This is a genomic window from Deltaproteobacteria bacterium (assembly GCA_020848905.1).
Classification (GTDB): Bacteria; Myxococcota_A; Polyangia.
The window spans coordinates 1-25478 of the sequence record JADLHG010000010.1 but is presented as its reverse complement, the minus strand read 5'-3'; the positions used below and the strand labels follow the sequence as shown (position 1 = coordinate 25478).

21 protein-coding genes are annotated in these 25478 nt (G+C 70.3%); 4 read left to right on the top strand and 17 right to left on the bottom strand.

The features are described from left to right. Positions 1 to 2: 2 nt before the first annotated feature. The 14 genes from IT371_06440 to IT371_06375 all read right to left on the bottom strand — a co-directional run bounded on the left by IT371_06440 (position 3) and on the right by IT371_06375 (position 16477). Entirely contained in the window at positions 3 to 1013 is a 1011-nt protein-coding gene (locus IT371_06440; protein MCC6747278.1) for a DUF362 domain-containing protein, read from the bottom strand. Beyond that, a complete protein-coding gene (locus IT371_06435; protein ID MCC6747277.1) occupies positions 1010 to 1576 on the bottom strand; it encodes a hypothetical protein in 567 nt (188 codons plus the stop codon). Before IT371_06435 ends, IT371_06440 begins: the two co-directional genes overlap by 4 nt. 134 nt (positions 1577 to 1710) lie before the next feature. Further along, positions 1711 to 3123, bottom strand: a complete 1413-nt coding sequence (locus IT371_06430) for a CHRD domain-containing protein (GenBank protein MCC6747276.1) — start codon at positions 3121 to 3123, stop codon at positions 1711 to 1713. Positions 3124 to 3311: 188 nt separating this feature from the next. Beyond that, the gene (locus tag IT371_06425; GenBank protein ID MCC6747275.1) at positions 3312 to 6413 is read right to left on the bottom strand and encodes an efflux RND transporter permease subunit; all 3102 of its coding nucleotides are present in this window, start codon (positions 6411 to 6413) and stop codon (positions 3312 to 3314) included. Further along, positions 6410 to 7342: an efflux RND transporter periplasmic adaptor subunit gene (locus IT371_06420; GenBank protein ID MCC6747274.1), complete on the bottom strand. Its 933-nt coding sequence runs from the start codon at positions 7340 to 7342 to the stop codon at positions 6410 to 6412. Before IT371_06420 ends, IT371_06425 begins: the two co-directional genes overlap by 4 nt. 28 nt (positions 7343 to 7370) lie before the next feature. Then, positions 7371 to 8732, bottom strand: a complete 1362-nt coding sequence (locus IT371_06415; GenBank protein MCC6747273.1) for a TolC family protein — start codon at positions 8730 to 8732, stop codon at positions 7371 to 7373. Beyond that, positions 8729 to 9403, bottom strand: a complete 675-nt coding sequence (locus tag IT371_06410) for a TetR/AcrR family transcriptional regulator (protein MCC6747272.1) — start codon at positions 9401 to 9403, stop codon at positions 8729 to 8731. The genes IT371_06415 and IT371_06410 overlap by 4 nt, the downstream gene beginning before the upstream one ends. 122 nt (positions 9404 to 9525) lie before the next feature. Then, positions 9526 to 11292, bottom strand: coding sequence for a glycosyltransferase family 39 protein (locus IT371_06405; GenBank protein ID MCC6747271.1), 1767 nt, complete (start codon positions 11290 to 11292; stop codon positions 9526 to 9528). Further along, the gene (locus tag IT371_06400) at positions 11292 to 12290 is read right to left on the bottom strand and encodes a hypothetical protein (GenBank protein MCC6747270.1); all 999 of its coding nucleotides are present in this window, start codon (positions 12288 to 12290) and stop codon (positions 11292 to 11294) included. Before IT371_06400 ends, IT371_06405 begins: the two co-directional genes overlap by 1 nt. 15 nt (positions 12291 to 12305) lie before the next feature. Beyond that, complete coding sequence (locus IT371_06395; GenBank protein MCC6747269.1) at positions 12306 to 13313, bottom strand: flippase-like domain-containing protein; 1008 nt, start codon at positions 13311 to 13313, stop codon at positions 12306 to 12308. After that, positions 13310 to 14392: a glycosyltransferase family 2 protein gene (locus tag IT371_06390; GenBank protein ID MCC6747268.1), complete on the bottom strand. Its 1083-nt coding sequence runs from the start codon at positions 14390 to 14392 to the stop codon at positions 13310 to 13312. The genes IT371_06395 and IT371_06390 overlap by 4 nt, the downstream gene beginning before the upstream one ends. Before the next feature lie 19 nt (positions 14393 to 14411). Then, the gene (locus IT371_06385) at positions 14412 to 15047 is read right to left on the bottom strand and encodes a peptidyl-prolyl cis-trans isomerase (protein ID MCC6747267.1); all 636 of its coding nucleotides are present in this window, start codon (positions 15045 to 15047) and stop codon (positions 14412 to 14414) included. Beyond that, positions 15047 to 15640, bottom strand: a complete 594-nt coding sequence (locus IT371_06380) for a peptidyl-prolyl cis-trans isomerase (GenBank protein ID MCC6747266.1) — start codon at positions 15638 to 15640, stop codon at positions 15047 to 15049. Before IT371_06380 ends, IT371_06385 begins: the two co-directional genes overlap by 1 nt. Positions 15641 to 15682: 42 nt before the next feature. Further along, positions 15683 to 16477, bottom strand: a complete 795-nt coding sequence (locus IT371_06375; protein ID MCC6747265.1) for a hypothetical protein — start codon at positions 16475 to 16477, stop codon at positions 15683 to 15685. Between the two features lie 196 nt (positions 16478 to 16673). Between IT371_06375 and gltA the strand changes: the two genes are divergently transcribed. Together gltA and IT371_06365 are read left to right on the top strand one after the other, a co-directional pair. Continuing rightward, positions 16674 to 19643 carry an NADPH-dependent glutamate synthase gene (gene gltA / locus IT371_06370; GenBank protein ID MCC6747264.1) on the top strand — a complete coding sequence of 990 codons (2970 nt, stop codon included), beginning with the start codon at positions 16674 to 16676 and terminating at the stop codon, positions 19641 to 19643. Between the two features lie 242 nt (positions 19644 to 19885). Continuing rightward, on the top strand, positions 19886 to 20755 hold the full coding sequence (locus IT371_06365) for a hypothetical protein (protein ID MCC6747263.1): 870 nt from the start codon (positions 19886 to 19888) through the stop codon (positions 20753 to 20755). A 22-nt stretch (positions 20756 to 20777) separates the two neighbouring features. On the opposite strand, the gene IT371_06360 is transcribed toward IT371_06365, so the two are convergent. Beyond that, positions 20778 to 22022, bottom strand: a complete 1245-nt coding sequence (locus tag IT371_06360; GenBank protein ID MCC6747262.1) for a polysaccharide deacetylase family protein — start codon at positions 22020 to 22022, stop codon at positions 20778 to 20780. Between the two features lie 159 nt (positions 22023 to 22181). Between IT371_06360 and IT371_06355 the strand changes: the two genes are divergently transcribed. Further along, a complete protein-coding gene (locus tag IT371_06355) occupies positions 22182 to 22880 on the top strand; it encodes a GNAT family N-acetyltransferase (protein MCC6747261.1) in 699 nt (232 codons plus the stop codon). Between the two features lie 16 nt (positions 22881 to 22896). Here the strand turns inward: IT371_06355 and IT371_06350 are convergent, their stop codons facing one another. Next, entirely contained in the window at positions 22897 to 23949 is a 1053-nt protein-coding gene (locus IT371_06350) for a hypothetical protein (GenBank protein MCC6747260.1), read from the bottom strand. Positions 23950 to 24095: 146 nt separating this feature from the next. Between IT371_06350 and IT371_06345 the strand changes: the two genes are divergently transcribed. Then, on the top strand, positions 24096 to 24761 hold the full coding sequence (locus IT371_06345) for a matrixin family metalloprotease (GenBank protein MCC6747259.1): 666 nt from the start codon (positions 24096 to 24098) through the stop codon (positions 24759 to 24761). 11 nt (positions 24762 to 24772) lie between these two features. On the opposite strand, the gene IT371_06340 is transcribed toward IT371_06345, so the two are convergent. After that, positions 24773 to 25456: a hypothetical protein gene (locus tag IT371_06340; GenBank protein MCC6747258.1), complete on the bottom strand. Its 684-nt coding sequence runs from the start codon at positions 25454 to 25456 to the stop codon at positions 24773 to 24775. Between the last annotated feature and the right edge of the window lie 22 nt (positions 25457 to 25478).

Genomic DNA, 25478 nt, shown 5'->3' with positions numbered 1-25478 from the left:
GCCTATCCGGTCGTCAGCTCGAGGGGGTTCAGGACCCGGTAGTCCACGCGCCCGAGCTTGCGCTCCTCGGCCAGCCGCAGCCAGGCGAGGGCCTGCGGGTCGGCCTCGAGCAGGCTCGCGGCCCACGCGTCGGCGGCCACCGGGTCGAGCGAGATGGCCAGCGCGTCCCCCCGCTTCACGTCGGCGAGGCTCCCCCCCGTGGGGCCGTTGCGCATCAGCAGGCGCGTGGCGTCCACGACGGTGAGGGTGGGCTTCATCAGCGCCGCGAGCTCCACGATCGACTCGTCGATGCGCTGGTGCAGCCGCGCGCGTCGCCCGCCCAGGATGCCGTACCAGTTCTTCAGCCCGCAGGTCACGCGCGTGAGCGAGTGGTGCTTGGCCACGGGCACGTTGATCACCTTGGTGGCGGTGGCGAAGGGCTCGAGCACCGGCCAGCGCCCGAGCTTGCCGGGGATGGTGACCATCACGTGGCGCGCGCGGCTGGGCGAGACGACCTGGGCCCCCTCGCGCGTGGCGGCCTCGAGGATCCCGCTCCGCCCGAAGCAGCTCTCGGGGTTGTTCACCGGACAGTCGGCGACGAGGACCTTCTTCGCGCCGGCCTCGCGACAGGCGCGGACCACCGCGGCGATCACGCGCGGGTCGGTGTTGGCCGCCTGCTCGGGAGTGCGGTCCCAGCCCGCGTTGGGCTTGACCAGCACGACATCCTCGCGCGTGACGAAGCGGCCCATCCCGCCGAGTCGCTCGAGCGCGGCGACGACGTTTCTGCCCGGGTCCTTCCCCCGGGCGATGACGAGGCGGGGGGTGCCGGCGGGAAGCTCCACGGCGTGGCTCGGCACGACGCGGTCCCGCTCGCGGTGCTCGCGCACCGGCTTGCGCCGGTCGTAGAAGGCCACGGCGCCGAGCGTGGCCGCCGTTCCGACGAGGAGCGCGCTGCCGATCCGGGTCAGCGCCTCGCGCCGCGTCGGGCCGAGGGGGGGCGCAGCGCCGTCCGGGGCATCGCGCGGCTCGCTCACTTGCGGCCCTTGCGGGCCCGGGCGGCGGACAGGGTGGCGGCGAGGTCCGCGCCGAGCCCCTCGAGCGCGGTCTCGGCCTCGGGGCCTTGCTGGTGCGCGGCCAGCTTCACGTAGTACCTGCCCGAGAGAAAGCTCAGGCCTCCCCCGGCGGCGTAGCCGTCCTCGCCGAGCTTCACCACCTTGAAGCCCGCGTAGCGCTCGGCGAGGTAGAGCGCCTTCGCCTGCGCGGGCGTGCCGAGAGCGAAGAGGTCCGCGGTGGCCGAGAGCTCCGCGCCCTTGCGGTACTCGGCGCCGAAGGAGAAGCGGAAGCCCGCCTCGAGGTAGGTCGGGGCCGCGCCGTTGATGCGGTCGAAGAGGGTCTTCGCGTCGTAGCGCTGCGCGGGGCTCGCCAGCCGCCAGCCGGAGCCGGTGGTCTTCGGGAGCGCGAGCTCGGCGGTGGCACCGCGCTCGGTCTTGGCCTTGCGCGCCGGCGGGGGGGGCGCGGGTCGACGGCTGGCCCACCCGACCAGCGCGGTGATGGCGAGGAGGGGGAGGAGCGCCAGGTACGGCAGGGCTCTCGACACGGACTTCATTATACAGGAGGGCGCCGGGCGGGCCCTGCGCCATGACTTGATGGTGGTCAACTCATCGGGTCGCTGCCCCGTGGAGCGTCAGCGGGAGGCCGCGACCGAGGTGTGTCTCGGCGCCCTTCCCGCCGCTATGGCGCGGGGGAGGCAGGCGTGAGCTGCCCGCGGAGCTCGCCGCCAGGGTTTGCCTGCGTGTGCACGTTGACGTAGGTCTTCCCCTCGACGATGGCACGCAGCGCTTCGGCGAAGGTCCCACCTCCGGAGAGGTCGGCAGCCTTGAGGGTCTTCGTGAGCGGACTCGCGAAGGAGGCCAGGGCCAGGGGGAAGAGCACGCCGCCGCTCGTCCCTTTCGCGCCCGCATGGATGTGGGCGGCCGTGATGTTGCTCAGCCCCGAAGCGGTCAGGGTCACCTCGATGCGACTATGGTCGGAGGGGACGAAGAGCGCGGCCGAGCCCAAGCCCGACGAGGTCACGGGCGGCACCTCCTCGGCTCCCGTGAGCGTGGCGGCCAGGTTGAGCGGGCCGCACTGCCCGCGGATCTCTCCGCCCGTATTGGTCTGGGTGTGCACGTTGACGTAGATGCGTCCCGTGAGGAGGGCGTCGATGACCTGCGGCATCGTGTACTCGCCCTGCAGGTCGCCCTGCTTGAAGGCCTTCTTGACGGGACTCGTGAAGGTCCCCGAGGAGATGGTGACCAGGACGGGGCCACTTACACCCAGACCACCAACGTGCAGGTGCGCGCCGGTGATGGTGCCGAGTCCCGTGACCGAGAGGCTCACCTCGAGCTGCGACCCGTCGTCGCTGACCGTGACTGTGGCCGACCCCGAGGCGGTGGTGGTGACCGGGGGCACCTCCTGGCCACCCGAGAGCTCCACTGTGAAGTTCAGCTTGCCGACCTGGGCGCGGAGGGCTCCCCCCGGCTTGGCCGTCGTATGGACGTTGATGTAGAGCCGCCCTTCGAGGAGCGCCGTGACGACGTCGGCGAAGGTGTTGATACCGGCGTTCGGCTGCGGCTTGAGGTCCGCGGCGACGAGCGACTTCTTCAGGCCCGTGGCAAGACTTCCGCTGGCCAGATCGAAGATCACCGCACCGTTCTCGCCGGCGGCGCCCACGTGCAGATGCGCCGCCGTGAAGCCCGTCACCCCCGACACGCCGGTGAACTCGACCTCGAGGCTCTTGCGGTCGGCGCCGAGCGTGATCTTGGCCGTGACGACTCCCGCGGCCCCGGAGGGAGGTACCTCCTGGCTCCCCGAGAGGCGCACCTGCCACACGAGGGGAGTGGTCGTCGCCCCGTCGGTACCAGAGGCTCCGTCGCGCCTGGCCGCACCGTCGGCCTTCACCCCCCCATCGCGTCCCCCGGCCCCGTCCGAGGGGGGCGTCCCGTCTCGGACGGTCGCTCCGTCCCCGCCGCCCGCTCCATCCCTGCTTGTCGCGCCGTCGATGACCGCGCCGTCCGAGGTCAGCCCCGCGTCTCGCGAGCTCGAGGTGCTGTCGCACCCTCCACCCCACAGCACCACGAGTCCTACCGCCCATACACGCCGCATGTTTGCTCCTTTCGTAAGGGTCAAGACAGTGCCGAGGGATAGCACGGCCCGGCGCGCTGGCAGGCTCCACGCGCGGCGCAAGACGCCTGACGAGCGAGAAAGATGGACGGTCAAGGACCTGCCCGGCGTGGCTCGCGCCCACGGTCAGGCGCGCCTCGGCCGAGCTTCAGGCGAGCTTCAGGCGAGCTTCAGTGGGCGGGTTCCTCGTGGACGGCGGCCGTCTCCTCGACGGCGGAACCCTTGCCACGCCGCCGCAGGCGCTCGGCCGCTCCCTCGATGAGCGAGTAGACGACGGGAACGACGACCAGCGTCAGCAGAGTGGAGGTGATGAGACCGCCGATCACGCATACCGCCATCGGCGCGCGCTGCTCGCCCCCCTGCGACTTGCCGAGAGCCACCGGGATCATGCCGGCGATCATCGCGGCGGTGGTCATGAGGATCGGTCGGAGCCGGATGGGGCCCGCCTGCAGGAGCGCGTCGAAGCGGTCCATCCCCTGCTGGCGCAGGTGGTTCGCGTAGTCCACGAGGAGGATCGCGTTCTTGGTGACGAGTCCCATGAGCATGATGATGCCGATCATGCTGAAGATGTTCATGCTCATGCGGGCCACGGCGAGCGCGCCGAGGGCCCCGACGAGAGAGAGCGGCAGCGAGAGCATGATCGTGAAGGGGTGGACGAAGCTCTCGAACTGCGCCGCGAGGATGAGATAGACCATCAGGATGGCCAGGATGAGGGCGGTGAGCATGTGGCCCACCGATTCCTTCATCACGTCTCCCATGCCGGTCCAGTCGGAGGTCAAGGTGCTCGGGAATTTCTCCTTCGCCGTGGTCTCGATCTCCTGCACCGCGTCGCCGAGCGCCTTGCCCTGCAGGTTGGCGAGCACCGTGACCTGGCGCTGCCGTCCCTGACGCTCGATGAGGGCCGGTCCCGTCCCGCGGCCGATGGTCACGAGGCTCGAGAGCGAGACGAGCTGACCGGTCACCGACCGGACCTTCAGGCCGAGGAGGGTCTCGGGGGCGCGGCGGAAGGAATCCTCGAGGCGCACGCGCACGTCGTAGCGGTCGCCTTCGGTGGCGAGCTCGGTCGCCTTCTGCCCCGCGATGAGGGCGTTGAGCGTCGCGGCCAGCGAGACGATCGGAACGCCGAGGTCCGCCGCCCGATCGCGATCGATGGTCACCGAGATCTCCGGCTTCCCTCCCCGGTAGGTGCTGTCCAGGTCCACGTAGCCGCTCCGCTTGCGCAGCTCGGCGGTGAGCGTCGAGGCGGCCTCGTTCAGCTCCTTGAAGTCCTTGCCGCGGATGTTGAACTGCACGACCTGGGCGCGGAAGCCGCCCCCGGACATGGGACTGATGCGGTCCACGGTGAAGACCACGCCGTCCTTCTGCGCCCCGAGCAAGCCGCGCACATGCGCCATCGCGTCGTCCTGGCTGAAGGCGCGCTTGGCCCGCGGCACCAGGTTGACCTGGATCTCCGCCTTGTTCACGTCGATGCCGACGGCGCCCGCCACGGTGGCGAAGGTGGCCGTCACGCCGGGGAGGCCGCGGAGCTTCTTCGACAGGCCTTCGACGTAGGCCGAGGTGGTCGAGAGGTCCGTGCCCGTGGGGAGCTCCACGCGGACCATGAAGTCGCCCCGGTCCTCGGGAGGCATGAACTCGAAGGGGACGAACTTCATCAGGCCGCAGCTACCGAAGAAGACCACCGTGGCGACGATCAGCGTGATGGCCCGGTGCCGGAGAGCCGCCTGCAGGATGCGGCGATAGGCGCGGTCGAGCAGGGCCAGTACCACCTCGATCCGCGACGCGATGGGCCCCTTCCCCTCGTGGGTCCTGAGCATGCGGGCTGAGAGCATGGGCGTGATGGTGAAGGCCACGAAGAGGGAGACCGAGACGGCGAAGGCCACGGTGAGGCCGAACTGGAGGAAGAAGCGACCGATCATACCCTGCATTACGGCCACCGGGACGAAGACGGCGACCACCGAAGCGGTGGTGGCCATGACCGCCAGACCGATCTCGCGGCAGGCGTCCGAGGCGGCCTGAAACGGCGACTTGCCCATCGAGACGTGCCGGTGGATGGCCTCGATGACCACGATGGCGTCGTCCACCAGGATGCCGATGGAGAGGGAGAGGGCCAGCATGGTCATGTTGTTGAAGGTGAAGCCCATGACGCGAATGAAGGCGAAAGTGGCGATGACCGAGGTGGGGATGGCCAGCGCCGAGATGAAGGTCGCGCGCCAGTCGTGCAGAAAGAGCAGGATGATCACCACGGCCAGGAGCGCGCCGAAGCCCAGGTCGAACTGGACCTCGGAGATGGCGTGCCGGATGTAGGTGGAGTTGTCGAGCGGGACGGTGACCTTCACCCCCTGCGGGAGGGTGGGCTGGATCTTGGCCAGGGCCTTCCTGACCGCGTCCGCGACCTGAACGGTGTTCGCGCCCGACTGCTTGCGCACGATCAGCGAGACGGCGGCCTGCCCGTCGAGGGAGGAATACGAGCGGGGCTCCTCCTCGCCGTCCTCGACGCGACCCACGTCGGCGACGCGGATCGCCGACCCACCGAAAGAGGTGATGGTGATCTGTCCCAGCTCGCGGGCCGTGTGAACCTGGCCGCGCGTCTTGACCATCAGCTCCTGCTGTCCGACGTTCAGCCGCCCCCCGGGGATCTCCACGTTCTGGCTGGCGAGGCCCTGAATCACGTCCTGCACCGAGAGGCCGCGCGCCTCGAGGCGCTGGGGATCGATCCAGACGTGGAACTCGCGCTGACGGCTCCCAACCAGGTCCACGCCCCCGACGCCCTGGATGGATTGCAGCCGCTGCTTGATCTGGGTGTCGGCGAGCTCGGTCAGGTCGCGGATCGAGCGGGGTCCCGAGAGGGCGAGCGCCAGGATCGGCGCGGCCCCGACGTCGAACTTGGCCACAACCGGTGGTTCGAGGTCTCTCGGCAGGTTGCGCACGGCGGTCGCCACCTTGTCGCGCACGTCCTGTACGGCCTGGTCGGCCTTGCGCTCGAGCTCGAACTGGACGACCACCTGCCCCACGTTTTCGAGGCTGGTCGAGCGCAGCACCTTGATGCCGTTGATCGTGCTGACGGCCTCCTCGAGCTTGTCGATGACCTTGCTCTCGATCGTCTCGGGGTCGGCGCCGGGGTAGACGGCGGTGATGGTCACCACCGGGAACTCCACGTCGGGGAAGAGGTCCACGCCGATGCGGGGGTAGGCCACGAGCCCGAAGACGAGCAGCGCTCCGACCATCACGGAGGCCAGCACGGGCCGGCGAATGGAGACGTCGGCGAGCTTCATCGCTTGGCTCCCTCGGCGGGCGCTCCGTCGCCGAGGAGCCGCACCTCGGCGAACATGCCGGAGCGCAGCGTGCCGTCGCCGTTCGGCAGCTCGGCGATGGCGGCGAAGCTGCGCGTGCGCGGGTCCACGGAGCGCACGACGCGCGAGATCTTGGCCTGGACCGTGCGCCCGATCGACGTGAAGCGGGCCTCGAGCGCCGTCCCCACCTGCACGCGAGAGAGGCCGTTCTCGGGGACCTGCACCTTGAGCTGGATGAGGTCCACCTCCTCGAGCGTCACGAGCCGAGCGGGGGGCATCATCGCGGCGTACTCACCCTCGTTGATCCAGACCATGGTGGCGATGCCGGCGTAGGGGGCCCGGACCACGCTGTTCGACTGATCGCGGCGCGCCATGTCCACGCCGACGTCGGCCTGGGCCAGCGCCGCCTTGGCCACGAGGAGCTGGGCGTCGAGGCGCTCGAACTGGCTGCGCGGAGCGGCCTGATCCTTGACCAGCCCGGCCAGCCGCTTCCACTCCACCTCGGCGGCACGCACGTTGGCGCGGGCGGTGCTCTGCGCGGCGAGCGCCATGCGCACCCGCAGCGCGAAGTCGGCCGGATCGAGGACCACCACCGCGGCCCCTCGCGCGACGCGGTCCCCCTCCTTGACGAGAACCTTGGCCACGGTGCCGCTCGTACGCGGCGTGAGCGTGCTGCGGCGGGCGGGTTCCGTGGTCCCCGTCAGGGCCAGGAGGCCGCCGGAGGTCCCTCCCGGGTCGGCCGCGGGTGAGGCGGTGCCCGGGGCGTCGGTCGGGGCCGACGCGGGGACCGTGCCGGTTCCGGCCGTGGGAGCGGTGGTGGGGGGAAGCTGCGCCAGGCCTTCGTTCTTCTGGCACGCCGCGACCCCGAGGGGAAGGAAAGCGAGCGCTACATATAGAATGGATGATCGCATTCGAGTCATGGGGCTACCCAGTCAGGAGTTAGAGGGCCGGCTCGCCCATGGCCTTCTTCAGCGCGGCGCGGGCGAGATACCAGCCGTAGAGGGCGTTGGTGCGCGCGAGCTGCGCGCGGGTCACCGAGAGTTGCGCGTCGAGGAGCTCGGTGGTGGTGATGGCCTGGCGGTTGTACTTCGCCTGCTCGATGCGGTAGGCCTCCTCGGCCTGGACCACGCTCGCCGCGGCGACGGTGAGGGCCTTGCCGGCCACCTGGAGGTCCAGGTAGGCCTGCTTGAGCTCGAGGTAGAGGCGGGCCTTGAGGATCGGCAACTCCTGCTCGGCCTGCCGGACCTTCGCCCGGGCCTCGTCGATCCCGTAGTAGCTCGCCCCCCACTCCCAGAAGGTCCACTTGAGCGATCCGCCCACGAAGACGGAGTCCTTGGGGAAGAAGAGGCCCTGCCCCTCGGTGTGCTGGTAGTTGGCGATGGCCACGACCTGCGGGAGCAGGTTCCACGTCGCCACCTGCTGGCCGGCGCGCGCGATCTGGACGCCGGTGTTCGCCAGCTTGAGCTCCGGGCGATTGCGCGCGGCGGTCGCCACGCAGGCGGCCAGGTCGAGGCCCAAGGGGGGCGGGGGATCGGCGAAGGGCTCCACGGGATCGACGATCGTGGCGGGATCGAGGCCCAGCATCACCGCTACCGCGCTCTGTGCGAGCGAGACGCCCGCCTCGGCGCGAATCACGGTCTCCTCCGCGCGGGCGAGCCCCACCTGCACCTTGAGGACGTCGTTCCGATCCACCACCCCCGCCCGCTGGAGCGCCTCCACCTGCTTGAGCTGCGCCTTGAGCTGGGTCACGGCGCTCCGCGCGATGGAGAGGCCGGTCTGCCCCTGCTTCAGGCCGATGTAGGCGCGCGAGGCCTCGAAGGCCAGAACCTGCCGCACCTGCTCCTTCCCGGTGCCGGAGGCCTGGCGGCCGAGAGCGGCCATGCGGTAGCCCTTGTAGGCCTGGTAGATGGCGGTGAGCGGCTGCGCGAGCGACACGTTGATCTGACCGGTCACCTGGTCGCGGATGCGCATGGGGGGGATCGCGCCCGCCGGAACGCCGGGGATCGAGAGCGCCGCGTCCTCGGCCTGGTTCCAGACGTAGACCGACATGTCCGTCGAGAGCTGGGGACCGAAGCGCCCGCGGGCGCTCTTGCGGCGGGCTTCGGCCTCCTCGATCCGGGCGTCGGCCTGCAGGGCCTGCGTGTTCTGCCGCAGCGCGAGGGCGATGGCCTCGCGCAGGTGGAGCGCGCGAGTATCGGCGCGCGCCGGGCGCGGTACGAGAAGCGCCACGCCTAGCCAGAGGGCCAGGCGGAGCAGGGTCACGGGGTGCGGCGTGCGGTATCTCGGGCGGTCAGGTTTCATCGGCGTCGTCGCTGGGGCTGCCCCAGGCCGTGGAGCAGCAGGTCCTTGAGGATGCCCACCTGGTCGGTGAGCGAGCCCGGCGCGTCGCCACCCAACCACCGAGAGACGACGGCGTTGATGGCTCCGCTCATGAAGTAGGCCATGGCGCGCGCGTCGCCGGGGCGGAAGGTGCCCTCGGCGATACCTTCGCTGACGAGCGCGGTGACGTGCTCAAGCATGCGCTGGTGACAGGCCTTCGCGATGCGCCCCGTGGGCGTGTTGGCTTCCCAGTCGAAGTGCCACCGGTCGGCCAGGAACCAGGCGAAGAGCTCGCGGCGGGCCTCGATGATGCCGAGCTGCTTGCGCATCAGGGTCTCGAAGCGCTGCTCGAAGGGGAGGCTCCGCAGCAGCGGGTCGTGATACGAGGCGTCGAAGTGCTCGGCCAGCCCCTCGAGGAGCCCCCGGTAGAGCTCCTCCTTGCCGGCGAAGTAGTTGTAGAGGGACCCCACGGAGAACCCCGCCTCGTGCGCCACGTCCTCCATGGTCGCGCGGTGGTAGCCCTTGCGCGTGAAGGCCCTCCCCGCGGCTTCGAGGATGTCCTGGCGAGTGCGAGCGATCGCCCGGGATTTTCGGTCGGGCGCCGAGGCTGGTGGGGTGGTGGCCTTCGACTTCGGCTTGCGGACGGTCGCCATGGTGAATGGATACTCTATGGCGGTGAACGCAGATTCAGTCAAGTGAAGATGGGTTCGGAAGAGTGTAAAGAAGTGTGAAGCGCGAGGTGGGTCGCACGCCGTACGGCCGGCAGAGAGCGTGGCTACCGTTTGTAGAACGCGACCAGCGGCACGCCGTCCAGCGTGAGGACCTTCTCCGGCCGTACAGTGCCGAAGGCGTTCCAGATCCAGTAGTCGTACTTGTTGAAGTGGAGCTCGTAGATCACGAGGGCGTGGGTCGAGGCCTCGATGGCCGGGAGCTCCATCCCCGAGTAGACGATGTCCGGGCGCAGGAGGCCGTCGCGGAGGTAGGCCCCGTAGCTGTCGTGGCTCAGGTCGTGGAAGTAGACGCGCGAGTTCCGGGGGAGCGTCTCGTTCATCCAGGGGAGGAGCTGGCGCGGCGCGTAGCCCCAGAATTGACGGTTGAGCCCGAGGTCCGCGCCGCCGGCCGGGCCGCCGGCGAGGGCGTTGTACTGCGAGAGACCGAAGGGGTGGGTGAGTGCCGTGCTCGTCGCGCCGGGGAGCGCGAGGAGGAGCGGGAGCGCGATGCCGGCCCAGCGCGCGCGCCCCTGATCGGCCAGCCAGCCGCACAGGCGCGCCACCGCGACGCCGGCGAGGAGCGCCAGAAAGGGGAAGGCGGGCATGAAGTGCTTCGTGCCGCCGAAGATCGGCACCTTCGGGTGGGCGATGAGCGCGAGGGGAAAGAGCGCATTCACGAAGAAGAGGAGCCCGGGGCGGGGATTGAGCCCGAGGCCGGGCCGGAGCCAGGTGCGCTTGGCCGGGAAGCGAAAGAGGTCCGGCTCGACGGGGGCGCGAAAGGCGGTGAAGCGCTCGAGCAGGGCGTAGAGCGGCGCGCGCGCGTAGATCAGCAGCCCCACCAGCCCGAGCGCCTGCAAGACGACCGGCGCCGTGAAGAGCGTCATGCCGAACGGGTAGCTCACGGGGAGCGGTGGGGGGCCCCAGTTCGTCCCGAGGTACTCCATGTTGTAGTAGGCGTGGTGCAGGTGGAATCCGAAGTATCCTTCTAGATGGGCCCGGGTTTCGAACCAGAGCCAGGGCCAGTGGGCGAAGAAGACCAGCGGCCCGAGGAGCGCCATGGCCAGGAAAGCGAGCGGCACGCGGGGGAGCCGGAGAGGGCGCAGCGAGAGGTCGGGGCGCACCACGGCCAGGTAGTGGAGGAGCAGCAGGGGCGGCAGGAACCAGGCGTTGTGCTTGGCGGCGAGCGCCACGCCGAAGAGCAGGCCGGCGTAGATGCCCCAGCGGGCGGCGGTAAGCGAACGTACGTACGCATACACCACCAGCAGCCAGCAGGTGGTCACGCCGCTGTCGAAGCAGGCCAGCTGGCCGTGGAAGAAGGCCTGCGGCAGGGTGGCGTAGAGGAGCGCCGCGGTCAGTCCGGCGGTGCGGTGCTCGAGCTGGACCCCGAGGAGGAAGACCAGCACCACCGCGAGGGCGTAGAAGAGCCAGCCGGGGAGGCGAAAGGCGCTGATCTCGGAGAGCCAGCCGAGCGTCTTGTGGGGCTTGTCGTAGGCCAGCGGGTGGTACTGGGCCCCCTTCTTGGTGCACTCGCAGCGGTGAAAGGCTCGCCAGGAGAAGGCGAAGAGCGTCTTGAAGAGGACGGGGTGCTCGTTGTTCGTCCCCCAGTAGCGGCCAATGGAGGCCGGGGTGAAGGAGGCCTTGAAGCGACCGGCCTTCAGGTTGTCCCCGAGCTCGGCGAACCAGCCCCAGTAGTGTTCGGCGGCCTGGAAGTAGGTCCCCTCGTCGCGCATCACGCCCTGGTCGCGCTGCGCCAGGCCGAGGGCCGAGAAGGTCCCGACGAAGAGCAGGAGTGCGAGCCAGCGATCCGTGCGGGTGAGACGGCTCTGCGTCATCAGTTGCGCGCCTCCGCGGTGAAACAGAAGGTTCGCGCGTACGCGAGGTCCGTCGTGACCTCGAAGCGGACGGGGTGGAGCGCCGCGCCCGAGGTTTCGCCGAAGCCGAGCTCGGTCCGTCGCCAGGGGCTGTCGCTGTCGTGGCGGATCTGGCCGACCCGGCGCTCTCCGACGAACACCTCGAGCGTCACGGGAGCCTTCGACTTCTTGCGGTTCTCGAAGTCGTCGAGGCCCGTATACACCACCAGCCGCCGGGAGCGGGGCACGTTCGGGAAGGTGACGCGCATCCGGTGCCCTTCGAAGGGGTGGGCGTAGATGCAGTGGTAGGGGCGATGGTTGACCTCCGCGAGGTGCTGGCCGACCCAGTTCCAGCTCGCGCGGTCGTCGCAGACGAAGCGGATGCGGGTCGCCCCGTAGGGGTGCGGCTGGCGCACGCAGCGCGCGGGTGTGGGGCCCGCTCGCTCGACCTGCGCCTCCCCGAGCCGGTGGTAGAAGCTGTAGGTCACCTTCTCGGCGGGCTTATCGTAGCGCGTGACGGTGACGCCGCCGAAGCGGTCGGTCGAGCTCGGGCGAAGGCCGGCGACGAAGGGGTGCACGCCGCCGCGTACGGAGACCTGATAGACGCGGCTGAAGCGGTCCACGTCCGAGAGCGAGGCGCTCTCCAGGGTCAGGAGGTCCCCGAGGTGCTGGCGTCCGAGCGGGTCGACCCACGCGGGCGCGAAGAGGAGCGCGTCCCCGTAGCGGCGCCAGTCGCGCCGTACGGCCTTGGAGGCGGCCTGCCAGTCGGTTTCGCTGGGGACGCGCAGGTGCTGGACGAGAGTGGCCCCGAGCTCGACGGCGAGGAGCGCCAGGAGCGCGGCGAGCAGGAGCCGCGGCCAGCGCGAGTGGGCGCGGCGCTCGGCGGCGGCGCTGGCTCCGAGGCGGGCCTCGGCCTCCTCGGTGCTCCCCATGGGCATCGTGTCGGCGTAGGCCTCGCTCGAGCGGTCGGTGGGAAGCACGGACCTACCTCGCGGTCACGGGGTCGTGCTCCGGGCGCGGCCGACGCGCCCGAGGAGAAACCAGCCGATCACCCCGAAGAGCGCGGCATAGACGAAGGTCACGATGGAGAAGCCGAAGCCCGAGGCCACGGCCACGTTCGCGGGGAGCCCCACCAGGGCGAAGCCGAGAGCCCATCCTGCCTCCAGGGTGCCGAAGCTCCCGATGCCACCGATGGGAAGGAACCCCGTGACGACTGCGGCCGTGCCACCGAGGACGGCCTGCGCGGGTCCCACGGAGATCGAAAACGCGCGCATGATGGCAAAGACGAACACGAAGTTCAATATCCACTGGGCCATGGTGCAGGCCGCGAGACCGAGGACGGTGCGAGTCGGAAGCGCCCGGTAGGTCGTGACGGTGCGGTCGATCTTGGTCAGGAAGGCGCCGATGCGGGGGTGCCGGTCCACGCGGACGAGCCGGAGGAGTCGGCTCGCCCCGGCGTGCGAGAGCCGCAGCAGCGGGCGAAAGAAGAGCACGCAGAGCAGCCCGAAGGTCCCGACGCCGCAGGTCGCGGCGAGGGTGATCGGCACGCTGGCCCGAAAGAGCCCGGGGTTCAGCGCCAGCGTCGCGGCGAAGAGAGCGACCACCGCGGTGGTATCCAGCAGGCGGAGGAGCAGCACGTCGATGAGGCTCTCGCCGAGGCCCGCGGTGCCGGCGCGCTTGACCAGGATGGCGTAGGAGAAGTCCCCGGTGCGCATGGGAAGAAGCCGCAGCAAGACGTTGTGCACGGCGGTGATGCACATCATGACGGGGAAGGGGGTGCGGGGGGCGAGGAGCCAGAAGCGGTAGCCGCGCACCAGGTAGAGCAGGAGGTAGATGCCCAGGCCGAGCGCCGCGTGGCGGGGGCCGACCCTGCGGAGGACGCCCCAGACCTCGGGCCAGTCCACGTAGCGGAAGAGGACCCAGACCAGGCCGACGGTGACCACGAGGCCGATCGCCCCGCGCACGAGCAGCCGCTTGGTCTGTTTTTTAGAATGCTCGTTCACTTTTGCGCCCCGGGGCCGGGGAGGGGGGCGCGCACGGGCACCTCCCCTTCGGCCGCCGGGCGGGAGCTCGGGTCGGGTGTCGGCTGAAGGCCGAGCGAGCGCGCCTCGCTCGTCGGCAGGCGGGGGCGCTCGATCCCGGCGCCGAGCTCGAGGCGTCGGAGGCGCATCAACGCATCCTCGAGGAGCTTGCGGTTCGCGGCGATGAGGTCGGCGAGCATCCCGGCCACGAAGACGATGAACGCGACGATGAGCAGCACGGCCGCCAGGATCAGGGACTGGACCTTGCCGGCGTTGGTCGGCGAGGTGAAGTGATAGTAGAGGAAGCGCAGGCCGAGCCCCGCACCGGCGAGAAAGAGCGCCGACGAGAGGTACGCGAAGGCCTTGAGCGGCTTGTACATGGCGTAGATGCGCAGGATCGTCGCGCCCGAGCGCCGCAGGTACTGCGGGATGCTGCGAAAGAGCCTGGACTCGCGCGTCTTCGGGTTGGTGCGGACCGGGACCCCTTCGACGGCCAGGTGGGCCTGCCCGGCCTGGATGATCGTCTCGAGCGTATAGCTGAAGTCCGAGGTGACGAACATGCGCAGGGCGGCCTCGCGGCTGATCGCGCGAAAGCCGCTCGTCGCGTCGGGGACGGTGGTGCCCGAGGCGAGGCGCACGAGCCAGCTCCCCAGCCGCTGGAGGCGCTTCTTGGTGGGCGAGAAGTGGGCGATGGTGTGGACCTGCCGGTCCCCCACCACGAGGTCCGCGCGCCCGTCGAGGATCGGGCGGATCAGCGCGGGGATGTCGTCGGCGTTGTACTGGTTGTCCGCGTCGGTGTTGACGATGATGTCCGCGCCGAGGCGCAGGGCGGCGTCGATCCCGGCGTTGAAGGCGCGCGCGAGGCCTCGATTCTGGCTGAAGCGTACGATGTGGTGCACGCCGGCGTCGCGGGCCACTTCGGAGGTGCCGTCGCGGCTCCCGTCGTCGATCACCAGGATCTCGATCGACGAGACGCCCGGGATCTCCCGCGGCAGCGCGGCCACGGCGAGGGGGAGCGTCTCGCGTTCGTTGAAGCAGGGGATCTGGATGATCAGCTTCATCGCGCCACCAAGGGGGGCTCTACTCCACCACCTTCGCCCCGTTGATCGTCACGTCGATCTGGGGGGCGTCGGTCTGAAACGGCCCCTTGGCGCCGGTCTGGACTGCCTTGATCTTGTCCACCACCTCCAGGCCGGCGACGACCTTGCCGAAGACGCAGTAGCCCCAGCCGCCGTCGGTCTTGTCCCGATGGTCGAGCGAGGCGTTGTCCTTCACGTTGATGAAGAACTGCGCCGTGGCGCTGTGCGGGTCGGGGGTCCGCGCCATGGCCACTGTGCCGCGCACGTTCTTCAGCCCGTTGTCGGCCTCGTTCTTCACCGGCGCCCGCGTGGGGCGCTCGCGGAAGGTGGGGTCGAAGCCGCCCCCCTGGATCATGAAGCCGTCGATCACGCGGTGGAAGATCGTGCCGTCGTAGTGCTTGGCGGAGACATACTGGAGGAAGTTCTCGGTGGTGGCGGGGGCCTTGTCACGAAAGAGCTCGAGTCGGATCTTCCCCAGGCTCGTGTCGAGCTCGACGAGCTTGCCCGCCGCCGAGCCCGGCGTCGCGGGGGCGCCGCTCCCCGGGGCGGTGCCGGTCGCAGCAGGCTCGGTCTTCTTGCAGCCGCCGGCGGCGATCGCGAAGGAGAGGCAGAGGACGCTCGGAGCGAGGTGGCGCATCAGAGCACCTTGGCGCTCTTGATGAGCACGTCGGTCTGCGGCGCGTCCTTGCCGAACGGGCCCTTGGCACCGGTCGGGACGGCCTTGATCTTGTCCACCACGTCCATCCCCTTCGTGACCTTGCCGAAGACGCAGTAGCCCCAGCCTTGCAGGTCCTTGCCGCGATGGTTCAAGGCCTCGTTGTCCGACACGTTGATGAAGAACTGCGCCGTGGCGCTGTGCGGGTTCGGGGTGCGCGCCATCGCGATGGTGCCGCGATCGTTCTTCAGGCCGTTGTCGGCCTCGTTCTGGATCGCGGGGCGACCGGGCTTCTGCTTGAAGCTGGCGTCGAAGCCGCCCCCCTGGACCATGAAGCCGTCGATCACGCGGTGGAAGATGGTGCCGGCGTAGTGGCCGTCCTTCACGTACTTGACGAAGTTCTCGACGGTCTTGGGGGCCTTGTCGGGGTAGAGCTCGAGGACGATCTTGCCCATCGAGGTGACGAGCTCCACCTTCACGGCCTTGGCGGCCTTCTTGGCCTCGGAGGTGGAGCCGAGGAGCGCGGTGAGGACGAGGGCGCCGAGCGCGAGGGTGAGACGTGGCTTCACGACGATTCTCCTTGAGTGGGGGCGCGCGAACGCCTTGGGGGCGCGGCGCTACTTGATGATCACCACGTTGGGGCCACGCGCCGAGCCGTTCGACGCGGCGAGCCGGCCGCGCGGATCGTAGGCCTCGATGTAGTAGTGGACGTAGCGGCCGCTCGTGGCGGCGGCCGGGATGGCCGCACGGAAGACGTTGGCCTCGCGCGACATGGGCAGGCCGACGAACTCCACCGTGCCCGCGGAGCGGTAGAAGAGCTGCACGCGGTGGGCCTGGACGTCGGTCCCCACGGCGGCCTTCACGGGGATCGGGTAGCCGCGCTTGGCCTCGTCGATCGCGGAGTGATCGAGGCCGCTGGCCTTGATCCGCGTGGCCGCAGCGGCGGCGGCGGCGGCGGCGGCCGGCTCGGTGATGTCGATGGTCGGAGGGGCCTTCACCACGGCGGCGGTGCGGCGCGCGCTCGCGAGCGCCTGCTCCAGCTCGGGGTTCGAGAGGCGCTTCGGGACCTGCGCCTTCGGGTCGAGTCGCAGGCCGGCCACGAAGGCGTGGAGCCCGCGGTAGAGGTCGCTCTGCCCGGCGATGGCGGCGACCCCGAGGAGGATGTGCGTGGCGGCGAGGCGCTTGTCCTTGGCCAGGCCGGCGCGCGCGGCGACGCCGAGAGCTTCCTGGAGCTTCGCGCGCCCCTTGCCGTAGCTGTAGGCCTCGAAGGCGGCGGCGGCCTCGGTGTTGAGCTGCTGGATCTGCGTCATGGCGTCCGGCGCGGGGGCCGGCGCGGCGTGCAGGGAGGCAGGGTGACCGAGGCCCAGCGCGCCCAGGAGCGCCGCGAGGATGGCGTGCCGATGAAACCGCATGGTGTGGCTCCTCGAAGGACGAACGGGGCGCACCGTACACCAGGGTCGCCCCGGTGGGAAGTCCGCTACCGAGGCGTGTCGGGGCGCTGGCGGGGCCTCCCGGGGCGGGACACCCCGGCGGAAGGGGTCCGGCGCGTGCGCATCCTTGATCTCCCGCAAGGCTGGGTGCTACGCGTCCGGGGTATGTGAGGAACCCATGTACCGCATCGTCCATCGCGCCCAGTTCTCCGAGCAGACCTTTCTATGGGACGTCTACGCCCCCGACGTGGCGCGCGCGGCGCAGCCCGGGCAGTTCGTCATGCTGCGCCTGAACGACAGCGGCGAGCGCATCCCGCTGACCATCGCCGACTTCGACCGCGAGTGGGGGACGGTCACGATGGTGATCCAGGCGGTGGGCAAGACCACGCAGGAGATGATGCGGGGCTTCAAGCAGGGGGACGAGTTCGCCGACTTCGTCGGCCCGCTCGGTTTGCCGAGTCACGTCGGCCAGCCGGGCCACGTGGTGGTCGTGGGCGGCGGCCTGGGCGTGGCCCCCATCTTTCCGCAGCTTCGCGCCTTCAAGGAGGCGGGCAATCGCACCACCGGGATCATCGGCTTTCGCAACAAGTCGCTCGTCTTCTGGGAGGACCGCTTCGCGCGCTACTGCGACGAGCTGATCGTCTGCACCGACGACGGCTCGTACGGTCGGCCCGGCTTCGTGACTGCCGCGCTGGACGAGGTGCTCGGGCGCGCGGAGAAGGCGAATCTGGTGGTGGCCATCGGTCCGCTGCCCATGATGCAGGCCTGCGCCGAGGTGAGCCGCCCGCACGGGGTCAAGACCATGGTCAGCCTGAACGCGATCATGGTGGACGGCACCGGCATGTGCGGCTCGTGCCGCGTCACCGTCTCGAACAAGGTGCAGTTCGCCTGCGTGGACGGCCCGGACTTCGACGGGCACCAGGTGGACTTCAAGGAGCTGATGCTCCGGCAGCAGCGCTTCCGGTCGCAGGAGGGGGACGCGCGGGCGCACTTCGAGCGCATCTGCAACGTGGAGGAGCAGCTCTTCGAGCTCGAGAAGCGCAACTACAAGAAGCTGAAGGACCTGCCCCCGCACGCGACGAAGATGCCCGAGCGGCCCGCGGACGAGCGGTCGCGGAACTTCCTCGAGGTGAACCTGGGTTACGGGATGGCGGACGCGCTCACCGAGGCGCAACGCTGCATCCAGTGCGTGAACCCGACCTGCATCGCCGGCTGTCCGGTGGCGATCGACATCCCGCGCTTCATCCGTCACCTGCTGGTGCAGGACCTCGGGGGCGCGCTCGAGGTGATCCAGGAGAGCAACCTCTTTCCGTCGATCTGCGGCCGCGTCTGCCCGCAGGAGATGCAGTGCGAGGCGCAGTGCATCCTGACGAAGAAGATGGAGTCGGTGTCGATCGGACGGCTCGAGCGCTTCGTCGGAGACCACGCGCCGCGCAGCGGGCTGCGCGTGACGGGCACGGAGAAGCTCGGCCGCGTGGCGATCGTGGGCTCCGGACCCGCGGGCCTCGCCTGCGCCGGGGACCTGGCGCGGGAGGGCGCGGAGGTCACGGTCTTCGAGGCGCTGCACGTCGTGGGCGGGGTCTTGCGCTACGGCATCCCGAGCTTCCGCCTGCCGCGCGAGATCATCGACCGCGAGGTGAAGGCGCTCGAGCAGCTCGGGGTTCGCATCGAGACCAACAAGGTCATCGGGCGAACCTTCACGATCCAGCAGCTCATGGGGGAGATGGGCTACGACGCCGTCTTCATCGGTACCGGGGCCGGCTTCCCGAGCTTCCTCGGCATCCCCGGCGAGTTCGCGGGGCAGGTCTACAGCGCGAACGAGTTTCTCACCCGCGTGAACCTGATGGGGGGCGACCGCTTCCCCTACGAGGACACGCCGGTGGCGATGGGAAAGCGGGTCGTGGTGCTCGGGGCGGGCAACACGGCGATGGATTGCCTGCGCGTCGCGCGACGGCTCGGGGCCGAGGAGGTGCACTGCATCTACCGGCGCACCGAGGCCGAGGCGCCGGCGCGCGCCGAGGAGCTACGGCACGCGCACGAGGAGGGGATCCGCTTCCACTGGCTGCGGGCGCCGCTCGAGATCCAGACCAACGAGAAGGGCAACGTCAGCGCGCTCGTCTGCCAGCAGATGGAGCTCGGGCCGCCGGACGCGTCGGGGCGCAGGCGTCCCGTGGCCGTCGAAGGCGAGAAAGAGCTCTTCCCGTGCGACACGGTGATCTACGCGCTCGGCACACGGGCGAACCCGATCATCGGGCAGGCCACGCCGGGGCTGCAGACGCGCGACGGGGGCTACATCGTGGCGGACGGCACGCTCCAGGCGACGAGCATGCCGGGGGTCTTCGCCGGTGGCGACATCGTGACCGGCGGGGCGACGGTGATCCTGGCGCTCGGCGCGGGGCGGCGGGCGGCCCGGGCCGTGGGGGCGTACCTCCGCGATCGCTCGGTCTGGCCTCCGGTGCTGCGCGAGGAGAAGGCCGTGGAGGGGGAGTTGGCCGTCGAGGCGCAGGGCGAGCAGCGCTGTCCGAAGTGCCACGGCCCCGTCGAGGGGAGCGAGGAGTACGTCTGCTGCGCGGAGCTCGAGCTGGCGTGGGCCTGCGGGAGCTGCCACAAGGTCTACGAGGGCTTCGCCTTCCCGTACGGCCTGTGCCCGTCGTGCGGCGGGCCGCTCGTGGCCGGGACGGCGAGCGAGGCGACCGACGAGGAGACGACGCGCGCGGTGCGACAGGCGCTGGAGATCGAGCTCGGCGGGATCGCGTTCTACGAGCAGGGGGCGGCGAGCGCCGCGAGCCCGGAGCTGGCCGAGCTCTTCCGGCGCCTCTCGGAGATGGAGAAGGAGCACCTCGCGACGCTCGTCCGGCGCTACCACGTGGCGCTCCCGAACGCGGCGGCTCCCGGGCTCACCCCGCCGCAGGTAGCCGTCTACGCCGGCGTCGAGGGAGCGGTGGACGACGCGCTCTCGCTCCTGCGCCTCGCCGTGGAGCTCGAGAAGCGGGCGCGGCGTTTCTTCCTCGAGGCCGGGCGTCGCTTCGACCACGGCTCGCAGGCCTGGCGGCTCTACCGAGAGCTCGAGGCCGAGGAGCGGGACCACGTGGACCTGCTCAGCACCGCGCTGGTCAGGCTGCGGGCGGGCAAGCCGCTCGTGGTCTGAGGCGCGCGACCTGACGCGCCTTCCCCTCCGGCGCCCCGCGCGCCGCGGGTCCCGGCCAGCGTCCGCCGGCGGCTTCGGTCGCCGGCAGCTCCACTGCGGCAGCCCCTCGCGCCCGCTTCGTGGGTCTGCATCGGCCACTTCGAACACGATGAAAATATTGCGATTCATCGGGTTATGGGGGCGCCGTGGCCCTGGCACGCGCGTTGCTCATCCTCCTAGCACACCGACCGATGGAGCGACCGATGCAAGCGCGTCAATGCCTGAGGCTCATGCTGGCCGGGGTCGCTTTCGTCGCGACGGCGACGGTCTGCGCTGCGAGCGCCCGGGCGGCCGGCGGGGGTCTCGACAAGCTCTCCGGCAAGCTCTCGAGCTTTCTCGGCGGGGCGGGCAAGTCGGCACCGCTCGACCCGTCCAGCTCGAGCTTCATCACCCTCGTGCGGAACGGCGTGGAGCTCGCCAATCGCGGCAGCGCTGGCCAGCGCGAGGTGGGCCTCGCCTTTCTCGATCGGGCCGTGCGCACCTTCAACCGCGGGGCCGACGACCTCGACGTGGGGGCGGTCGGCGAGCTGGCCGCAGAGCTCGGGCGGCTGAGCCCGAAGAACCGCGAACCCGGGCTGCGCCTCCTCGCGCGGGTCGCGCGCGCGAGCGGCAATGCGATCATCTTGCAGGATACCTTCTACAGCCTGATGCGGGCCTTCCAGCGCCTCGGAGGCACCCGGGAGGCGGTGGCGCAGGCCGGACGCATGTTCAACGACGAGAGCGCGGGCGAGTTCGAATGGGACCCGATGGGCTTCAACATCGCGCCGATGTTCGCCCGGGCGCTCAAGACGATTCGCACCGCGCCGGCAGGGATCCGGCGGCCGGCGATCACGGTCGACACGCTCGAGGCCCTCGTCCGGACCTTCTACAAGGCGAACGTGCGCGGTCCGCTCTACGGAGACCAGTGGACGGTGGGAGCCCTCAAGAAGGAGCTCGCCCACTGGACGGCCAAGGGAGGCAAGGCGCCGCTCAAGGTCCGCTTTCTCGACGGGCAGGCCGCGCTCGTGCGTCAGCCGGGCGTGCCGGGTCACACGCCCATCGCGCCGCTCGCTCCGGCGCGGTCCAAGAACTAGGAACACGCCCTGGCGACAGCCCCTAGCGACAGCTGAAGATCCCCGCGGGCGCCTGGCCGCAGCGGCCCCAGACGTTGCCCGGCAGGCAGAAGGCCCAGCCGGTGCAGTCGCACTGCTTGAAGAGGTAGCCGTCGGTGTAGCTGCAGCTCGCGCTGCGCGCGGTGCAGGTATAGGTCCCCTTGTAGGCCCGGCAATCGTGCGTCGCGAGGTCGCAGCCCGCGCAGCGGGTGGAAAACGGGCCGACGGGGTGAAGGCGGTCCGTCGAGGTTCCGTCCGAGAGCGTGCCTGCCTCGCGCGGGCCCGCGTCGCGCGGGGTGGCGTCACGCGGAGCGGCGTCGGCGACCCCACCGTCGTGCCACAGCGACGAAGGAAGCGCGGCGTTGAGCTTGGGGAAGACGCGCCGGTCGGAGAGCATCACGAAGCGAAACCCCTCCTGCTCGAGGCGCGTGAGCACGCTGTCCAGCTTGCGCACCGTGAAGGCCTGCGAGTCGTGCATGAGCAGGATCCCTCCGTCGAGGAGCGGCTTGCCGGAGGCGCCGAGCTTCTTCAGCTGGTACAGGATCCACCCCGCGAAATCGTGCCGGTAGGCCTCTCCGACGTGCCTGAAGGTGTTCGGGCTGCAGTAGTCCTCGGTCTCGGTGGAATCCACGCCGAAGCACCAGTCGGCCGAGTCTATGTGCCAGCCCGTGACGGCGTAACCGAGGGCGGTGACGCGCCGATTGGTGTCGCAGGTGGCGGCCCCCCCGGGATAGCGGAAGTAGTAGGGCCGGGTCGCGGTGGCCTCGCGCACGATGGATTCGGTCTCCTTGACCTCGCGCTCGAAGGCCTCGAGGCTGAGCTTGGTCGCGTTGGCGTGGTTCTGCGTGTGGTTGGCCACCTGGTGGCCCCGCGCGAGCATCTCCTGGAGCAGCGCGACGCGCGTCGGGGAGAGCTCGCCGTTGCGCTGGGGGAAGTGGCGACCGTTGATGAAGAAGGTGGCGCGGGTGCCGTGGGCCTCCACCACGTCCATGACCTTGCGCGTGCGCGCCACGTCGAGTGGCCCGTCGTCGAAGGTGAGGGCGATCTGCTTGCCGAAGGGACCGCGGTCTGGCGGCACGATTCCCGAGCAGCCCACGCCGTCGGCCTTGCCACGCGCGAGCTCCTCGTGGGCGCGGTTCATGAGCTCCGCGTGCTCGTCCTCGGAGAGGGGTGCGGGAGCGGGCGGCGCGCAGCCGGCGACGGCGAGCGTCGCGACGAGCAAGAGGGGGCTCCGGCGGCGGAGGCGCATGGCGGTTCCTCGCAACGGGGCGTGCTATCCCCGCGCTGCCGCAGAGCAAGCGATATGCCACGATCGTTGGAGCGCAGACTCAGAAGATCGTGGCGATGGTGCGCGCGTCGGTCTAGCGTTCCCGGAGCAGCTCATCGAAAACGAGGGAGGGCGTGCGGCATGCAGCGCGGGATGCGAGACGGCATCGAATACGACGTGGTGGAGGCCTCGAGGGCCGAAGAGGCGGTAGCCCTTTTCTGTCGCTGCTTCTCGGCGCGCGAGCCGGTGGCCCGGGCGCTCAGGGCCACCCCCGAGATGGTGGACGGGTTTCTTGGGGTCCACGCGCGGGCCGTGGCGCCGCAGGGTCTCTCCGTGCTCGCCCGCGAGGTCGGCACGCGGGAGGTCGTGGGGGTCCTCTTCGCCGAGGACCACGGGCTCGCGGCGGCCTCACCCCCGAGCCTCACGGAGAGCGCGCATCCGCTCCTCGCCGCCGTGGCCGAGTATCGCGCGCGGACGAGCGCGCTGAAGGCCGGGGCGCGCGTGCTCGCCCAGCCGCGCCGGCCGGGCGTGGTCCTGCATCAGGCCTACCTCGGCGTCGCGGAGTCAGCGACCGGCCGTGGGATCGGGCGGCGGCTGGTCGAGGAGGGACTCTCTCTCGCGCGCGACCACGGCTTCTCGCGCGCCTTCGTGGGCTGCTCGAGCCCGATCTCGGCTCGCATCTGGATCGACCGCCTCGGCTTTCAGGTCCTCGGTCGCGTGGTGTGGGACGAGATCCGCGTGCCCGACCCCGGCACCGGCGAGCTCGTCGCGCCCTTGCGCGGGATCGCCGACGGGTTCGAGGCCTATCTGCTCGCGTATCGAGAGCTGGACGTGGCCTGAGCTTCGACGTGGCGCCTCAGCGTTTCACGCGGGCCAGGATGCGGTCGACAAGCGGCTGGAAGGGTTGCTTGTCGAAGTCCATGGGCGTCGGGCAGGGCTCGAGGTGGAGCGTCTCGATGCTCGGGAGCGCGCGGGCCTTCACGCCGTCGAGGAAGGCCTTCATGCGCACGGTGGGGACGTTCTGCTTGCCGCAGTCGCTGACCGCCCGGCGGGCAGGCAAGATGGGCGGCCCGGGCACGAGCACCGGCTTCCGAAAGAGGCCCACCACGGCGAGGATCACGTGGCGCCCGGCGAGTAGCCGTGGGATCTGCTCCACGTAGCGCGAGACGGGATGCAACAGCCCGGGGGGTGGATCGTAGCAGCGCGCGTTCGGGGTGATCTTGTCCCACCAGGACCAGTCGGAGGTCCAGATCGTCGCGTCGGCCGTGCTGCAGTCCTCCCAGTCGGCGTAGAAGAGCACGACGGTGAGGCCGTCGCCGCGGAAGAAGTGTCGGTTACGGCCATCCAGCGCGCGGAGCCCCGCCTCGAGGAACTGCTCGATGTCCGTTTCAAAGGACGGGGCGTGGGTGACAAGGTAGCGGGCCACCGCCGGGAAATACGCGGGAGCGACGTAGGCCGTGTCGAGGCACCGCTTCTCTGGTGGCCAGCCTCCGATTGCCGCAGTCAGCTCCGGGGTCAGGCCGTCACCGGAGCGGGGAAGCATCAACGTGCCGTCGTTGGGCGGGATGTGAGGCGGCGGAGGAGCCTCGTCGCCGGGGCCCGGCGTGAGCGACGAAGAGACGATGCCGAAGCGCAGGTCGCGGATCGGGCGTTTGTCCGGCGGGTTCAGGAGCGCCTCGAGGGTGAGCTGCGTACGGTGCGCAAGGACGAGGATCGAGCCTGACTCGCCCCAGGTGGGGCGAATGACCACGAGGTCCACCCGCGTCGGTTGGCCGCGCGGAGCGACGTAGCTATCGGCGGCGCGCGCGTCCGGGGGCGGCGCCTCGGACGGCGGCGTCGTGCAGGCGAAAATGAACACGAGGCAGCCGGCGAACAGCGTCCGGCCGCGTCTCAGTTTGGCCCCGGGCATGGTCCCCCCTCCAAGGCGTGAGCTGATCCGAGGATGACCACAGGGTGCCCACGGGTCAATGCTTGGAGCGGTGCCGCGCGGTGGCGAGGGTCACCGTGGGCCCGGAGCGGGGCAGGCTCACGGCCTCCCGCGCGTATACTGACGCGATGATGCGACCGCGATCCGTTCTGCGCTGGGCGGTGTTCTCGCTTCTCTCGCTGCTCGCAGCGGCGCCGTACGTGGCCGCCGCCCCGCCCGAGGGGGCCGTCTATCTGCAGCCGCTCGGCGAGAGCCTGCCCGCGGAGGACGTGCTGCTCGTCGAGCGCGCGCTACGGGCCTTCTATGGTTGGGAGGTGAAGCGCTTGCCGCCGATGCCGCTCCCCGAGGCGGCCTATTACGCGCCGCGGAAGCGCTACCGGGCGGAGAAGCTCCTCGAGCACCTCGCGCAGCGGCTGCCCGCGGGGGGCAAGCGCATCCTGGGTCTCACGGCGGTGGACATCTCGACCACCAAAGGGTCGGTCGAGGACTGGGGGATCATGGGGCTCGCCACGCTCGACGGGCGCGTGGGGGTGATTTCGGCCTTTCGTGCGCGCAAGGGGGCGAAGAGCGCGCGCCACGCCCGCGAGCGGCTGGCCAAGGTGGCGGTGCACGAACTCGGTCACACGCTGGGGCTCGAGCACTGCCCCGTGCGCGGCTGCCTGATGGAGGACGCGCGCGGCAAGGTGGCGACCTGCGACCGCGAGCACGATCTGTGTCCGCGCTGCCGTGCGTTCCTCCGTCGGGCGAAGATCGGCATTCCCGAGCGCCCCGAGATCCCCTGGCCACGGCCGTGAGGTCCCTTGGTTCAGCGCTTCACGCGGGCCAGGATGCGATCCACGAGGGGCTGGAAGGGCTTCTCGCTATACGCCGTGGGTGTCGGGCAGGGCTCTAGGTGGAGCGTCTCGATGCCCGGGAGCGCGCGGGCCTTGACGCCGTCGAGGAAGGCCTTCATGCGCACGGTGGGGACGTTCTCCTGGCCGCAGTCCCTGACCGCCCGGAGGGCAGGTGAGTCCGGCCCGGACACGAGCACCGGCTTCCGAAAGAGGCCCACCACGGCGAGGATCACATGGCGCCCGGCGAGCAGCCGTGGGATCTCGTCGACGTAGCGCGAGACGGGATGGAGGAGCGCAGGGGGCGGGTTGTAGCAGCGCGCGTTCACGCTGATCTTCTTCCACCAGGACCCGTCGTCGCGCCAGAGAGAGGCGTCCGCCGTGCTGCAATCCTCCCAGTCGGCGTAGAAGAGCACGACGGTGAGACCGTCGCCACGGAAGAAGTGTCGGTTGCGGCCATCCAGCGCGCGAAGCCCCGCCTCGAGGAACTGCTCGACGTCCGTTTCGAAGGACGGGGCGTGGGTGACAAGGTAGCTTGCCACCGCCGGAAAATGCGCGGGAGGGATGTAGGCCGTGTCGAGGTACCGCTTCTTTGGCGGCCAGCCTCCGATCGCCGCAGTCAGCTCCGGGGTCAGGCCGTCACCGGAGGGGGGAAGCATCAACGTGCCGTCGTTGGGCGGT

Bases quoted from the DNA above. Each gene is read 5' to 3' on its own strand.
- IT371_06405 (MCC6747271.1), bottom strand. From the start codon at position 11,292: ATGACGCAGAGCCGTCTCACCCGCACGGATCGCTGGCTCGCACTCCTG.
- gltA (MCC6747264.1), top strand. From the start codon at position 16,674: ATGTACCGCATCGTCCATCGCGCCCAGTTCTCCGAGCAGACCTTTCTA.
- IT371_06365 (MCC6747263.1), top strand. From the start codon at position 19,886: ATGCAAGCGCGTCAATGCCTGAGGCTCATGCTGGCCGGGGTCGCTTTC.
- IT371_06345 (MCC6747259.1), top strand. From the start codon at position 24,096: ATGATGCGACCGCGATCCGTTCTGCGCTGGGCGGTGTTCTCGCTTCTC.
- IT371_06430 (MCC6747276.1), bottom strand. From the start codon at position 3,123: ATGCGGCGTGTATGGGCGGTAGGACTCGTGGTGCTGTGGGGTGGAGGG.
- IT371_06350 (MCC6747260.1), bottom strand. From the start codon at position 23,949: ATGCCCGGGGCCAAACTGAGACGCGGCCGGACGCTGTTCGCCGGCTGC.
- IT371_06355 (MCC6747261.1), top strand. From the start codon at position 22,182: ATGCAGCGCGGGATGCGAGACGGCATCGAATACGACGTGGTGGAGGCC.
- IT371_06410 (MCC6747272.1), bottom strand. From the start codon at position 9,403: ATGGCGACCGTCCGCAAGCCGAAGTCGAAGGCCACCACCCCACCAGCC.
- IT371_06390 (MCC6747268.1), bottom strand. From the start codon at position 14,392: ATGAAGCTGATCATCCAGATCCCCTGCTTCAACGAACGCGAGACGCTC.
- IT371_06415 (MCC6747273.1), bottom strand. From the start codon at position 8,732: ATGAAACCTGACCGCCCGAGATACCGCACGCCGCACCCCGTGACCCTG.
- IT371_06360 (MCC6747262.1), bottom strand. From the start codon at position 22,022: ATGCGCCTCCGCCGCCGGAGCCCCCTCTTGCTCGTCGCGACGCTCGCC.
- IT371_06420 (MCC6747274.1), bottom strand. From the start codon at position 7,342: ATGCGATCATCCATTCTATATGTAGCGCTCGCTTTCCTTCCCCTCGGG.
- IT371_06340 (MCC6747258.1), bottom strand. From the start codon at position 25,456: ATGCTTCCCCCCTCCGGTGACGGCCTGACCCCGGAGCTGACTGCGGCG.
- IT371_06375 (MCC6747265.1), bottom strand. From the start codon at position 16,477: ATGCGGTTTCATCGGCACGCCATCCTCGCGGCGCTCCTGGGCGCGCTG.
- IT371_06425 (MCC6747275.1), bottom strand. From the start codon at position 6,413: ATGAAGCTCGCCGACGTCTCCATTCGCCGGCCCGTGCTGGCCTCCGTG.
- IT371_06385 (MCC6747267.1), bottom strand. From the start codon at position 15,047: ATGCGCCACCTCGCTCCGAGCGTCCTCTGCCTCTCCTTCGCGATCGCC.